Genomic DNA, 12,526 nt, shown 5'->3' on the forward strand with positions numbered 1-12,526 from the left:
CTTTTAGCGGCGTGGGCTAGGCCGCTTTCGCGTCAGCCGGCCGCGTCTGGCGCAGCAGTTTTGCGCAGGCAAAGCCAAGCGCGATCATGATGGCCGCAGCGGTCAGCAAGGTCGGGACCTTGCCGGCATGCTGGATGCCGAAACCGTAGGCGATCGGGCCGATGGTCTGGCCCATGAAGAAAAAGAACGCGTGCAGCGACAGCGCGGTCGCGCGCGCTTCCGCCGACAATTCGCTGGCGAATACCTGCAGGCTGCCGTGGATCATGTAGAACCCCCAGCCCATGAAAATCAGGCTGAGCGTTTGCAATCTCCATTCCGGCCCCATCGCCACCGCGATGAGCTGCACGCCGACCATCGCCGCGCCGCCGATCATCATGCCATTGACGCCGATCCTCGGCAGAAACCGCGACACCGTCATGGTGTAGAACAGCCCGCCGACGGCGAAGCCGGCGATGACGATGCCGGCGATCGACAGCGAGGTTTCGCCGAGTTCGAACAGGAAGGCCGCGAGGAACGGAAACAGTCCGAGGACGCAGCAGCCTTCAATGAACACGGCCCCGTAGCAGATGCGCGCATTCGGGTTTGTGAAAATCGTGCGATAGCCTTGCAGGAGGGCTGACAGGCCGGTGCGCGGCGGACGCGTCAGCGCGGCGCCGCGAAACCCGGCCGCCACCGCGATCGAAGCCAGCACGACAAGAACGCCTAGCACGGCGAGCACGCCGCGCCAGCCGAGAAAGTCTCCGATCAGGCCGGACGCGGAGGCCCCCAGCAGATTGCCGGTCATCGCGCCCGCCAATGTACGACTGATCGCGACCTGGCGTTTTTCGGGACCGACGAGATCGCTGGTCAGGCTGAGTGAGACCGGGAATACGCCGCCGGAGCCGATGCCTGCGAGAATCCGGCTTGCGAACAGCAGCGGGAACGATGTCGCCATCGCGCCGAGAATATTGGCAAGCCCGAGCAGCACCAGGCAGACGATCATCAGCCGGGCCTTGCCGAACATGTCGGCCATGGCGCCGAGCACGGGCTGGATGATGGCAAAGGTGAAGGCGAAGGCGGCGGCGAAACTGGCGGCGGTAGCGATGCTGACGGAAAAATCTGCGGCCACGTGCGGCAATACCGGATCCAGCGCGCGGGCGGACAAGGCTGCGGAAAAGGTCGCGAGTGCAATGATATTGAGCGCCGGCGGCATGCCGCTGGTGGCGGTCACGGCGCAGCGTTCTTGGCCAGCGCGTCGAACGCCATCAGCCGCTTCACCAGCGCTTCGAACTCGCGCAGCGGCACCATGTTGGGCCCGTCCGACGGCGCGCGATCGGGATCGGGATGGGTCTCGATGAATACACCGGCGACGCCGACGGCCACCGCCGCGCGCGCCAGCACGGGCACGAATTCGCGCTGGCCGCCGGATGAGGTGCCCTTCCCGCCCGGCTGCTGCACCGAATGCGTGGCGTCGAAAATAACCGGCGCGCCGGTGGTTTGCGCCATGATCGGCAACGCGCGCATGTCGGAGACCAACGTATTGTAACCGAACGAGGCGCCGCGCTCGGTCACCAGCACGTTCGGGTTACCGCCGTCGGTGACCTTGCTGACGACGTTCGCCATCTCCCACGGCGCGAGGAACTGACCCTTCTTGACGTTGACGACCTTGCCGGTCGCAGCAGCCGCCAGCAGCAGATCCGTCTGCCGGCACAGGAAGGCCGGAATCTGCAACACGTCGACCGCCTGGGCGGCTTCCGCGCATTGCGCGGCTTCATGCACGTCGGTCAGCACGGGCAGCCCAAGCGAAGAGCGTATCTCGGCGAAGATCGGCAAGGCCTGTGCGAGCCCAACACCGCGCGCGGCCGAGCCAGAGGTGCGGTTGGCCTTGTCGAAGGAGGTCTTGTAGACGAGGCCTATTCCGAGGCGACCCGCGATCTCCTTCAGTGCACTCGCCACCTCCAGCGCATGCGCGCGGCTCTCGAGCTGGCATGGCCCGGCAATGATCGAAATCGGCAAGGTATTGCCGAATTTGACCGGGCCGACCGAGACGACCGGGGCTGCATCTACTTTCGCGTTCAAGGGATTTTCCTTCGTATCTGCCGCGGACCATGCCGGTCCGCGCCACCAGGATCAACCCTATTTAGCCCCCGAATGACAGGGTTGCGCCGCAGGTTACTTTACCGCGGAGAACGCCGTCGGGACCAGCAACTGGCTGACGATGTTGTCGATGATCTGGCCGTCCTCCTCGCTCTTGGCGCGGCCGGCGATCCAGTCGGGATCGGACTGGAATGCGGTCCATTTCTTCTCGCGATCGGCGAGCGAATCCCACGCGACGAAATAGGTCAGTTCCTGGTTGGAGGTGCCGATCAGCGTGGTGTAGAAGCCGGCCTGCTTGATGCCGTGCTTGTCCCACAGTTTCAGCGTCAGCGTATCGAAGCGCTTCATCAGCGCCGGCAGGCGGCCGGGCAGACAACGATAGACGCGCATTTCCATGATCATCGGTGGCACTCCCTTTATTGTTTTTGCAGTTCCGGGAGCACGTTGTCGCAACAATTGGCGCGTTCGTCAAAGATGTAGGGTGGGCAAAGGCGCACTTCGCGCCGTGCCCACCATCTAGCCGAGCTGTTGGTCTTGAATGGTGGGCACGCTTCGCTTTGCCTACCCTACGATTCCGTTGCGGCCTACACTAGCCGGCTCTGCGCCATCGCCGCCTGAATGAACGAGGCAAATAAAGGATGCGGCTCGAACGGCCGTGACTTCAGCTCGGGATGAAACTGCACGCCGATGAACCAGGGATGGTCCTCGTATTCGACGATCTCCGGCAGCACGCCATCGGGCGACAGACCAGAGAAGCGCAGGCCGTGCTGTTCAAGGCGGTCCTTGTAGGCGGTGTTGACCTCGTAGCGGTGGCGGTGGCGCTCCGAAATCTCGGTCGCGCCGCCATAGACTTGCGACACGCGGCTGCCGCGCTTCAGCGCCGCAGGATATGCGCCCAGCCGCATGGTGCCGCCGAGATCGCCGGATTTCGAGCGCTTCTCCAGCTCGTTGCCGCGCAGCCACTCTGTCATCAGGCCGACGAGCGGCTCCCTGGTCGGGCCGAACTCGGTGGAGTTGGCCTCCTCGATGCCGACGAGATTGCGGGCAGCTTCGATGACCGCCATCTGCATGCCGAAGCAGATGCCGAAATACGGCACATCGCGCTCACGCGCGAACCGTGCCGCGCGGATCTTGCCTTCGGCGCCGCGCTGGCCGAAGCCGCCCGGCACCAGGATGCCGTTGACGTGTTCGAGGAACGGCGTCGGGTCCTCGTTCTCGAACACCTCGCTCTCGATCCAGTCGAGATTGACCTTCACCTTGTTGGCGATGCCGCCATGGGAGAGCGCCTCGATCAGCGATTTATAGGCGTCCTTCATGCCGGTGTACTTGCCGACGATGGCAATGGTCACCGCACCTTCGGGGTTGCGCACGCGCTCGTTGATGACGTTCCAGCTCTGCAGCGCCGGCGGAATCTTTGGCGTGATACCGAACGCGGCCAGCACTTCGTCGTCGAGGCCAGCGGCGTGATAGGCCTCGGGGACCGCGTAGATGTTGTCGACGTCCCTCGCCTCGATCACGGCGCTTTCGCGCACGTTGCAGAATAGCCCGAGCTTGCGCCGCTCTTCCTTCGGAATTTCACGGTCGGTGCGGCACAGCAAAATATCCGGCTGGATGCCGATCGAGCGCAGTTCCTTCACCGAGTGCTGGGTCGGCTTTGTCTTCAGTTCGCCGGCGCTCGGGATGAACGGCAGCAGCGTGAGGTGAATATACACCGCGTGATCCCGCGGCAGTTCGTTCTTGAGCTGACGAATCGCTTCGAAGAACGGCAGGCCTTCGATGTCGCCGACGGTGCCGCCGATCTCGACCAGCACGAAATCATATTCGTCATTGCCCGAGAGCACGAATTCCTTGATCGCGTTGGTGACGTGCGGAACGACCTGAATGGTCGCGCCGAGATAATCGCCGCGGCGTTCCTTTGTGATGATGTCCTGATAGATGCGCCCGGTCGTGATATTGTCGGCCTTGGTAGCCGGACGCCCGGTGAAACGCTCGTAGTGGCCGAGATCGAGATCGGTCTCGGCGCCGTCGTCGGTCACGAACACTTCGCCGTGCTGATACGGCGACATCGTTCCGGGATCGAGGTTGAGATAGGGATCGAGTTTGCGGAGACGGACCTTGTACCCGCGAGCCTGCAGCAGGGCACCGAGTGCCGCCGAAGCCAGACCCTTTCCGAGCGAAGAAACCACGCCGCCGGTGATGAAAATGTACCGCGCCATGGGACTCAACCTTTAAGGCCACTGACCCGATTCGCCAAAACGAATCGCATGCACAGGCGAACATTCTGCCGGGCTGTGGGTGACGTGAATTTTAAAGCGATATCAGAGCACTAATGGGAAGTTCTGATGCAGGACAGTAGCGACCGTCCTGCATAGCCACCCTGCTTTATTGCGAACGCGGGGCCTGCGGGCCCGACTGGCCCTGCTGATCATCCACCTTCTTGAGCGTATCGAGCACGCCGCCGGAGGTCGGCGGGGCGACCGGCGTCGCGCCACCCGGCTGCGACTGCGTCGCCGGCGCGCCGAGGATCGATGCCGGCTTGCGGTCGACACCGGCGAGCCAGGCCAGCGCCATGCTGGTCACGAAGAAAATCCCCGCCAGGATCGCCGTCGTCCGCGTCAGGAGATTAGCAGTGCCGCGGCTCGACATGAAGCCGGCGCCGCCGCCCATGCCCAGGCCGCCGCCTTCGGATTTCTGCAGCAGCACGGCGCCGATCAGCACCGAAACGATCATGAGGTGAACAACGATAATGACGGTCTGCATCTTAAAAACCTTCCGTCACAAGCTGACAGCGCCGGGCTTCGGCTGCACCAAGAGCTTGCGGGTTTTCCTGAAGTTGCGCGGTGTTACACGATCGGACGGGGCATTGTCACCCCCAACCGCAACCCCGGAGATAATTGCCGCAGGGGCGATGGCAAGGCTGTCCCCAGCTCTCGGCCGACCTCGAATCCGGACTTGAGGTCGCACCCAATTTCTCTTATAGTAGACGAATGGATACTATAGTAGACGATCTCAGCGCCCGACTCGCCCATCGCCTGCGGCTCGAGCGCGACAGCCGCGGCTGGTCGCTGGCCGACCTCGCGGAGCGCTCCGGGGTGTCCAAAGCCACCATCAGCAAGATTGAGCGCGCCGAGGTCAGTCCGACCGCAGTCGTGCTGGTGCGGCTCGCCAGCGCCTTCGACCTCACCCTCGCCGGCCTGATGCTGCGCGCCGAAGGCCAGGGGGAACGTCTTTCAAGGGCCGTCGACCAGCCGGTGTGGCGCGATCCCGAAACCGGCTATCTGCGCACGCAGGTATTCAACCGGCCCGATCATCCCGTCGAGATCATCAAGGTCGAGATGCCGGCGAAGCAGCGCGTGACGCTGCCCGCATCGTCCTACGCACGCATCCGCCAGGTCCTCTGGGTGTTGTCGGGCGCGCTCGTCCTCATCGACGGTGGCGAACGCCACGAACTCCGGGCCGGCGACTGTCTCGGGTTCGGCCCCCCGGCGGAAGTGACGTTTGCCAACGAGAGCGCCGCGCCCTGCACCTATGTCGTTGCCCTTGCCCGGAGTTAGCTGGCGATGGCGGAGCTCAAGATCGAAGGTTTGACGATCGAACCGGCCAGCCCGGCAAGCTCTTCTCCCGCCCGCCACAATGGCGGTCCGCCGCTCGATCAGGAGCACATTCCGGAATGGGGCGACGGGGGAATCGGAAATTACTTCTACTGGAAGGCGGCGCATCGCGCGGCTTGGAAAAATCCCTCGCCCGGCATCGTCGCGTTTCGCATCCGGAAAGCCGAGCGATTGGGCCTCACCTACGAAGAGTACACATTGGAAATCCTCGAACGCGGCCGTCACCTGCAGGTCGAGGATGTCGAACGGATTGCAGAGATCAAGCGGGCGCGCGCTGCGCGCGGCCGCAATCATCGAAGCTGAACCTCGCGGAAATTCATCCTGATGTCGGATATTGAGATCAAAACTTTGAATCCTACGCCCGAAACTCGGGCGATGCTCAGTGAAATCCTGATCGAAACCGTGGCGAACGGCGGCTCGGTCAGCTTCATGCATCCGCTGTCGCAGGCAGCGGCCGAGGCGTTCTGGTCAAACTCGCTGAGCGCGGCGGGCCGCGGCGAGCGGATCATCCTCGGCGCTTTTGACGGCGACAGGCTGATCGGCACGGTCACGCTGTTGCTCGATCTTCCGCCGAACCAGCCGCACCGCGCCGAGATCGCAAAGATGATGACGCGCATAAGTCACCGCCACCGCGGCATCGCCACCGCGCTTTTGCGCGAGGCCGAGCGCATCGCGATCGCGCGCGGGCGCTGGCTATTGGTACTCGATACCGCCGAAGACGAGGGCGCCGCGGGACTATATGAGCGGATGGGATTCAAGCTGACCGGCGTGATTCCGGACTACGCGTTCAAACCCCATGGCGGACTTACGGGCACGCTGATCTACTGGAAGCGACTAGAGCAAGGCGTGCCCGCCTGAGTTAGCAGGCCTCAGCAATTGCCAGAAAATCCGTCGCCTTCAGGCTGGCGCCGCCGACGAGAGCGCCGTTGACATCGGCAACGGCCATCAGTTCGGCCGCGTTTGAGGGCTTGACCGATCCACCGTAGAGAATTCGGATCTTGCCGCCCTCGGCCTTAAATCGCTCGGTGAGAACACCCCGGATAAACCGATGAACTTGCTCGACATCCGCAGGCGTCGGCGTCAGCCCGGTACCGATCGCCCAGACCGGCTCATAGGCCACCACCAGATTGGCCGCCGCAGCGCCATCCGGCAACGAACCCGCGAGCTGCCCGCCGCAGACATCCAGCGTCTGGCCGGCATCCCGCTGCTTCTGGGTCTCGCCGATGCAGACGATGGCCACGAGGCCCGCCCGCCAGGCCGCTTCCGCCTTCTGCCGGACCAGCGCGTCGGTCTCGCCCTGGTCGGCGCGCCGCTCCGAATGCCCGACGATGATGGCGCCAGCGCCGGCATCCGCCAGCATTTCCGCCGAGAGATCGCCTGTATGGGCGCCCGAAGACTTCGCGTGGCAATCCTGGGCCCCGACGGCGAGCTTTGAACCGCGCGCCCTGTCGGCAAAGCCTGCGATCAGGGTGGCCGGAGGGCAAACCAGCAGGTCGACCTTGCCGGCCAGCGCGCCTGCTCCGGCAATCATTGCTTCGAATTCACCCAGGGCGGATTTCAGGCCGTTCATTTTCCAGTTGCCCGCGATCAGGGGCCGGATGGCGTCGGTCATGTCAATTATCCCGCAAATGTCAGCGTTAAAGATGCGCTAGCAGAGGCACGCCGCCAGTTCCAGATACCGGTTGGGCGATCCCCCAGGCCGTTAACCGCTTCAAATGGCCCCCACAGGCGAGGTTGCGAGGGGGGCGCGGCCACTTTATGATGCGTTTTCAACTCGGTGACGCCCTGTTGCGGAAGTCGATCCTGAACGGAATCGAATTTTCGCCGGGCACGACCCGGTTCCCCTCTCCTGCAAAAACAAGTTGGACCCATGCTTCGAGGAATTCGGAAAGCCTCATCAAACTGGCTCGGCAAGATTGTCATGGCCACCGTGATGGGCGTTTTGATTGTCAGTTTCGCAGTTTGGGGCATCGCCGACATCTTCAAGGGGTTCGGCCAGTCGTCGCTCGCCAAGGTTGGCAAGACCGAGATTTCGACCGAGCAGTTCCGCCAGATCTACACGGAAAAGCTGCAGCAGCTCGGCCGTCGTTTCGGCCGTCCGCTGACCTCGGAACAGGCCCGCGCCTTCGGGCTCGACCGGCAGGTGCTGCAACAGACCATCGCCGAAGCCGCGCTGGACGAGGAAGCCCGGCGCATGGGGCTTGCCCAGTCCCAGGATGAGACCATGCGGCTCATCTACAACGACCCCAATTTCCAAGGATTGGGCGGCAAGTTCGACGCGCAGCGCTTCCAGGCCACGATCCGGCAGTTCGGCTACACCGAGCAGCGCTATCTCGCCGAACAGCGGCGCGTCGGGCTGCGGCGCCAGATCGCCGGCACCGTCTCGGCCGGGGTGGAGCCGCCGAAGGTCCTGATCGACGCCATGACCCGTTTCCAGAACGAACAGCGCTCGATCGAGTACGTCAAACTCGACGCCGCGCAGGCCGGCACGATCGATCCCCCCTCGCCCGAGGCGCTGGCCGCCTATTTCGAGGAGCGCAAGACCCAGTTCCGCGCGCCCGAGTATCGCAAACTGTCCTTTGTCGTGATCAGCCCCGAAGAGATCGGCAAGTGGACCGAGGTTTCCGACGAGGACGCGAAGAAGGTCTTCGAACAAAATCGCGACCGGCTCGGCACGCCCGAGAAGCGCGAAGTGTCGCAGATGTTTTTCCCGAACGAAGGCGAGGCACTAGCCGCGCGCAGCCGCATCACGTCGGGAACGTCGTTCGACGACCTCGCCAAGGAGCGCAATATCAATCTGGCCGACGTCGACCTCGGCATGATTACAAAGGGCGCGATCATCGATCCGGCGATTGCGGATGCGGCGTTCTCGCTTGCCTCGGGTGAAGTCAGCCAGCCGGTGCAGGGGCGCTTTGGCGTGGCGCTGGTCAAAATCGGCAAGATCGAGCCGGGCACGATGCCGACGTTTGAAAGCGTCGCAGCTCAGATAAAGAAGGAACTCGCGACCGAACGCGCGCGCGCCAAGGTCAGCGAAATCCAGAACAAGATGGAAGACGAGCGCTCTGGCGGCGCCAATGTGGTGGAGGCTTCGCAGAAGCTCGGCCTGACCCCCGTCACGATCGAAGCCGTCGATCGCTCCGGCCGCACGCCCGACGGCCAGCCGGTGGCCAACATTCCGCGCGGCCTCGACGTGGTCTCGCAGGCCTTCAACAGCGATGTCGGCGTCGATAATGAACCGATCCAGTTTGCTGGCGGCTATGTCTGGTACGACGTGCTCGGCATCACGCCCTCGCGCGAGCGCTCGCTCGACGAGGTTCGCAGCCAGGTCGAGGCGAAATGGCGCGAAGACCAGATTTCGAACAGGCTGCGCGCGAAGGCAACCGAGATGGTCCAGAAGCTCGAGCAAGGCGGCACGCTTGCCGAGGTCGCGGCTTCGGTCGGAGCAAAGGTCGAGACTGCGACCGGTTTCCGCCGCGACGTCTCGCTTCCAGGCGTACCTTCCGCCGCCATCACGGCCGCGTTCCGCACGCCCAAGGACGGCGTCGGGCAGACGCCGGGCGCCGGTGGCAGCGAGTGGATCGTGTACCGCGTCACCGACGTGACCGTGCCGCCGGTCGACGCCGCCTCTGACGAACTGAAGAAACTGAAGGACACGCTGCAGCGCGCTCTGACCGACGAACAGGTCGCGGAATACGTGACGAAGATCGAATCCGAGATCGGCACCACCATCAACCAGGCCGCCTTCGCGCAGGTGACGGGCGCTAACAACTGAGCATGATCGGCCAAGACTAGTCCAAGGTTTGCGCCGGTCTTGCCAAGACGACCCCCAATCCTGAAAGCCCAAGCGATGGACGACCTCAAATCTATCATCGGAAAAGTCGCCACCGGCGCGACGCTGTCGCGTGAGGAGGCTGCCTCCGCCTTCGACAGCATGATGTCCGGCGAGGCCACGCCCTCGCAGATGGGAGGGCTGTTGATGGCGCTGCGGGTCCGCGGCGAAACCGTCGACGAGATCACCGGCGCGGTGGCGGCGATGCGCGGCAAGATGCTACGGGTCCAGGCGCCCGCGGACGCCGTCGATGTGGTCGGCACCGGCGGTGACGGTTCCGGCTCGGTCAACGTCTCGACCTGCGCTTCCTTCATTGTTGCGGGCGCCGGCGTACCCGTCGCCAAGCACGGCAACCGCGCGCTGTCCTCGCGCTCGGGCGCGGCCGACGTACTGGCTTCGCTCGGCGTCAAGATCGACCTGACACCCGATCAGGTCGGCCGCTGCGTGGCCGAGGCCGGCATCGGCTTCATGTTCGCACCTGCGCATCATCCGGCCATGAAGAACGTCGGCCCGACCCGGGTCGAGCTCGCCACCCGCACGATCTTCAACCTGCTCGGACCGCTCTCCAATCCGGCCGGCGTGAAGCGGCAGATGGTCGGCGTGTTCTCCAGGCACTGGGTGCAGCCGCTGGCCCAGGTGCTGAAAAATCTCGGCTCCGAATCCGTCTGGGTCGTGCACGGCTCCGACGGGCTCGATGAAATCACCCTCACCGGGCCAAGTTTCGTCGCCAGCCTCGACAACGGCAAGATCACCACGTTCGAGGTGACGCCGGAGGACGCGGGCCTCACCTGTTGCAATGTCGACGCGCTGAAGGGCGGCGACGCCGACGCCAATGCGCTAGCGCTCTCGAGCGTGCTCAACGGCAAGCCCAGCGCCTATCGCGACGTCGCGCTGCTGAACGCCGCGGCGGCGCTGATCGTGGCTGGCCGCGCCGGGAATCTGAAGGAAGGCGTCGCGATCGGCACCCAATCGCTCGACAGCGGTGCGGCAGCGGCGCGGCTGAAACACCTGATCGCGGTCTCACGCGGCTGATCCGAGGGGCGCCAGAGATGTCCGATATCCTGACCAAGATCGAGGCTTACAAGCGCGAGGAAATCGCCGCGGCCAAGCGGGCGCATCCGTTGTCCGAGGTCGACGCCCGCGCCAGGACAGCATCGCCGCCGCGCGGTTTTCTGCGCGCGATCCGAGACAAGCTGGCACGCGGCGACTATGCGCTGATCGCGGAAGTGAAGAAGGCCTCGCCCTCGAAGGGACTGATCCGCGCCGATTTCGATCCTCCGGCGCTGGCAAAGGCCTACGAGGCCGGCGGCGCAGCGTGCCTGTCGGTGCTGACGGATGCGCCCTCCTTCCAGGGCCATCTCGACTTCATGGTGGCCGCGCGCGCGGCGACCGGCCTGCCGGTACTGCGCAAGGACTTTTTGTTCGACACCTATCAGGTGGTGGAAGCCCGCGCCCATGGCGCAGACTGCATCCTGGTCATCATGGCCTCGCTCGACGATGCTACCGCCAGGGATCTGGAGGACGCGGCGATCGCGCTTGGCATGGACGTGCTGATCGAAATCCACGACCCCGCCGAACTCGATCGCGCGCTAAAGCTTCGCTCGCCGATGATCGGCGTCAACAACCGCAACTTACGGACCTTCGAGACCACGCTGGCGACCAGCGAGGCGCTGGCGCCGCTGATCCCGCGCGATCGCCTGATGGTCGGCGAAAGCGGCATCTTTGCGCCTGCGGATCTGGCGCGGCTCGAGCGCGTCGGCATGTCGGCCTTCCTGGTCGGCGAAAGCCTGATGCGGCAGGCTGACGTGACGGCGGCAACGCGCGCGCTGCTGACGCGGGTCAATACGCCGCGTGCGACCGGGACCGGCTAGCCCGATGGCGCGGAAGGCTTCCAAAGGCGGCTCCGCCCTCACCCATATCGATGCGTCGGGCGAAGCGCGGATGGTCGACGTCTCGGCCAAGGCAGCGACCGAGCGCACGGCTGTGGCCGAGGGCCGCGTCGTCATGACCAAGGCGACGCTCGATCTGATTATCTCCGGCAACGCCAAGAAGGGCGACGTGCTGGGCGCGGCCCGCATCGCCGGCATCATGGCGGCCAAGCGCACATCGGAACTGATCCCGCTGTGCCATCCGCTGGCGCTGTCGAAGGTGACGCTCGACATCACGCCCGACAAGAAACTGCCCGGCTGCATCGTCCGCGCCACCGTTAAGGTCACCGGCCCGACCGGCGTCGAGATGGAAGCGCTGACCGCGGTGTCGGTCGCCTGCCTCACGATCTACGATATGATCAAGGCGGTCGAACGCGGCGTTCGCATCGAAGGCATCCATCTCGTCGAGAAGATCGGCGGCAAGTCCGGCCATTATCGCGCGGAGCGGTGAGCCCGGCGACAGCGGCGCTGATGTCACGCTTGTGTGACCGGCGCGGCGAGGAATGCGTTCGCTGCTTGCGGGGTTGTTTCTATTGGGACCTTCACCAGGAGGAATCCGATGTCGATCTACAGGCTTGTTGGCGCGGCGGCTGCGTTCGCCCTCATCACTGCATCTTCCATAACGCTGGCCAGGGCGCAGCAGGTAATCTCCGAACCCGGCTATTGCGCGTTTTTCTATCCGAACGCCAACTGCCAGAACAAGGGTCCGGGCAACCCCTACACCGATCCGCGGCGGTTCAACCAAGGTTACCCCCAAGACTACGCCCTGCCGGACAGCGGCCAGACGGTCGGCATCGCGAGGAAACGCACGCACAGATCCACGACACGCATGCAGTGACGGCTCCGGATCTAACAAGGCCGCGACGCCCGCATACTTCCGATCGGCGGACCGCGAGCAGGCGGTTCGCCGATTTTTTCCTGGTTGCACCTTGCCGGTTCCATGCTCCCCTGTGGTTGCCGACGGAACCCGCCGCCACCGGCTAACGCTTCATTAACCAGACTTCCTAACGTCAATTCCATATCGGCGCGATATCGAAGTCATGGGCCGGGGGTGGGAGAACTCCGCTTCCGGAAGTTCATTT

The 12,526-nt window shown here is 64.3% G+C and carries 14 protein-coding genes; 8 read left to right on the top strand and 6 right to left on the bottom strand.

The genetic code is table 11. The features are described from left to right. Positions 1 to 16: 16 nt before the first annotated feature. The 5 genes from C7G61_RS16680 to secG form a co-directional block, all read right to left on the bottom strand. On the bottom strand, positions 17 to 1,192 hold the full coding sequence (locus C7G61_RS16680) for an MFS transporter (protein ID WP_108516330.1): 1,176 nt from the start codon (positions 1,190 to 1,192) through the stop codon (positions 17 to 19). Positions 1,193 to 1,206: 14 nt separating this feature from the next. Further along, positions 1,207 to 2,058 carry a 3-deoxy-8-phosphooctulonate synthase gene (gene kdsA, locus C7G61_RS16685; RefSeq protein ID WP_108516062.1) on the bottom strand — a complete coding sequence of 284 codons (852 nt, stop codon included), beginning with the start codon at positions 2,056 to 2,058 and terminating at the stop codon, positions 1,207 to 1,209. A 93-nt stretch (positions 2,059 to 2,151) separates the two neighbouring features. Further along, positions 2,152 to 2,478, bottom strand: coding sequence for an NIPSNAP family protein (locus C7G61_RS16690; RefSeq protein WP_057834587.1), 327 nt, complete (start codon positions 2,476 to 2,478; stop codon positions 2,152 to 2,154). A 182-nt stretch (positions 2,479 to 2,660) separates the two neighbouring features. Beyond that, positions 2,661 to 4,292, bottom strand: a complete 1,632-nt coding sequence (locus C7G61_RS16695; protein WP_108516064.1) for a CTP synthase — start codon at positions 4,290 to 4,292, stop codon at positions 2,661 to 2,663. 166 nt (positions 4,293 to 4,458) lie between these two features. Then, positions 4,459 to 4,836 (bottom strand): preprotein translocase subunit SecG, encoded by a 378-nt coding sequence (gene secG / locus C7G61_RS16700; RefSeq protein WP_108516066.1) that lies wholly within the window; start codon positions 4,834 to 4,836, stop codon positions 4,459 to 4,461. A gap of 227 nt (positions 4,837 to 5,063) precedes the next feature. Here secG and C7G61_RS16705 point away from each other — a divergent pair, with 227 nt between their 5' ends. Genes C7G61_RS16705 through C7G61_RS16715 form a run of 3 tightly spaced genes read left to right on the top strand, consistent with a single transcriptional unit; the run spans position 5,064 to position 6,545 of the window. Further along, on the top strand, positions 5,064 to 5,630 hold the full coding sequence (locus tag C7G61_RS16705) for a helix-turn-helix domain-containing protein (protein ID WP_108516069.1): 567 nt from the start codon (positions 5,064 to 5,066) through the stop codon (positions 5,628 to 5,630). Positions 5,631 to 5,636: 6 nt separating this feature from the next. Continuing rightward, complete coding sequence (locus C7G61_RS16710) at positions 5,637 to 5,990, top strand: hypothetical protein (RefSeq protein WP_108516071.1); 354 nt, start codon at positions 5,637 to 5,639, stop codon at positions 5,988 to 5,990. 21 nt (positions 5,991 to 6,011) lie between these two features. Next, the gene (locus tag C7G61_RS16715) at positions 6,012 to 6,545 is read left to right on the top strand and encodes a GNAT family N-acetyltransferase (protein ID WP_108516074.1); all 534 of its coding nucleotides are present in this window, start codon (positions 6,012 to 6,014) and stop codon (positions 6,543 to 6,545) included. Position 6,546: 1 nt separating this feature from the next. Here the strand turns inward: C7G61_RS16715 and tpiA are convergent, their stop codons facing one another. Continuing rightward, on the bottom strand, positions 6,547 to 7,299 hold the full coding sequence (gene tpiA, locus C7G61_RS16720; protein ID WP_108516077.1) for a triose-phosphate isomerase: 753 nt from the start codon (positions 7,297 to 7,299) through the stop codon (positions 6,547 to 6,549). Between the two features lie 258 nt (positions 7,300 to 7,557). On the opposite strand from tpiA, the gene C7G61_RS16725 reads away from it, so the two are divergent. The 5 genes from C7G61_RS16725 (at position 7,558) to C7G61_RS16745 (ending at position 12,282) form a co-directional block, all read left to right on the top strand. Next, positions 7,558 to 9,459: a peptidylprolyl isomerase gene (locus C7G61_RS16725; RefSeq protein WP_190241847.1), complete on the top strand. Its 1,902-nt coding sequence runs from the start codon at positions 7,558 to 7,560 to the stop codon at positions 9,457 to 9,459. A 75-nt stretch (positions 9,460 to 9,534) separates the two neighbouring features. After that, positions 9,535 to 10,548: an anthranilate phosphoribosyltransferase gene (gene trpD / locus C7G61_RS16730; RefSeq protein ID WP_108516080.1), complete on the top strand. Its 1,014-nt coding sequence runs from the start codon at positions 9,535 to 9,537 to the stop codon at positions 10,546 to 10,548. 17 nt (positions 10,549 to 10,565) lie between these two features. Next, positions 10,566 to 11,387, top strand: coding sequence for an indole-3-glycerol phosphate synthase TrpC (gene trpC, locus C7G61_RS16735; protein WP_108516083.1), 822 nt, complete (start codon positions 10,566 to 10,568; stop codon positions 11,385 to 11,387). Positions 11,388 to 11,391: 4 nt separating this feature from the next. Then, positions 11,392 to 11,895 (top strand): cyclic pyranopterin monophosphate synthase MoaC, encoded by a 504-nt coding sequence (gene moaC, locus C7G61_RS16740; protein ID WP_108516086.1) that lies wholly within the window; start codon positions 11,392 to 11,394, stop codon positions 11,893 to 11,895. A gap of 108 nt (positions 11,896 to 12,003) precedes the next feature. Then, the gene (locus C7G61_RS16745) at positions 12,004 to 12,282 is read left to right on the top strand and encodes a hypothetical protein (protein ID WP_108516088.1); all 279 of its coding nucleotides are present in this window, start codon (positions 12,004 to 12,006) and stop codon (positions 12,280 to 12,282) included. Positions 12,283 to 12,526: the final 244 nt, after the last annotated feature.

It is taken from the genome of Bradyrhizobium algeriense (assembly GCF_003062295.1).
Taxonomy (GTDB): domain Bacteria; phylum Pseudomonadota; class Alphaproteobacteria; order Rhizobiales; family Xanthobacteraceae; genus Bradyrhizobium; species Bradyrhizobium algeriense.

Coding starts and splice junctions, on each gene's coding strand:
- C7G61_RS16695 (WP_108516064.1), bottom strand. CDS start 4,292: ATGGCGCGGTACATTTTCATCACCGGCGGCGTGGTTTCTTCGCTCGGA.
- trpC (WP_108516083.1), top strand. CDS start 10,566: ATGTCCGATATCCTGACCAAGATCGAGGCTTACAAGCGCGAGGAAATC.
- C7G61_RS16690 (WP_057834587.1), bottom strand. CDS start 2,478: ATGATCATGGAAATGCGCGTCTATCGTTGTCTGCCCGGCCGCCTGCCG.
- C7G61_RS16745 (WP_108516088.1), top strand. CDS start 12,004: ATGTCGATCTACAGGCTTGTTGGCGCGGCGGCTGCGTTCGCCCTCATC.
- C7G61_RS16680 (WP_108516330.1), bottom strand. CDS start 1,192: ATGCCGCCGGCGCTCAATATCATTGCACTCGCGACCTTTTCCGCAGCC.
- C7G61_RS16715 (WP_108516074.1), top strand. CDS start 6,012: ATGTCGGATATTGAGATCAAAACTTTGAATCCTACGCCCGAAACTCGG.
- C7G61_RS16705 (WP_108516069.1), top strand. CDS start 5,064: ATGGATACTATAGTAGACGATCTCAGCGCCCGACTCGCCCATCGCCTG.
- secG (WP_108516066.1), bottom strand. CDS start 4,836: ATGCAGACCGTCATTATCGTTGTTCACCTCATGATCGTTTCGGTGCTG.
- C7G61_RS16725 (WP_190241847.1), top strand. CDS start 7,558: ATGCTTCGAGGAATTCGGAAAGCCTCATCAAACTGGCTCGGCAAGATT.
- tpiA (WP_108516077.1), bottom strand. CDS start 7,299: ATGACCGACGCCATCCGGCCCCTGATCGCGGGCAACTGGAAAATGAAC.
- moaC (WP_108516086.1), top strand. CDS start 11,392: ATGGCGCGGAAGGCTTCCAAAGGCGGCTCCGCCCTCACCCATATCGAT.
- trpD (WP_108516080.1), top strand. CDS start 9,535: ATGGACGACCTCAAATCTATCATCGGAAAAGTCGCCACCGGCGCGACG.
- C7G61_RS16710 (WP_108516071.1), top strand. CDS start 5,637: ATGGCGGAGCTCAAGATCGAAGGTTTGACGATCGAACCGGCCAGCCCG.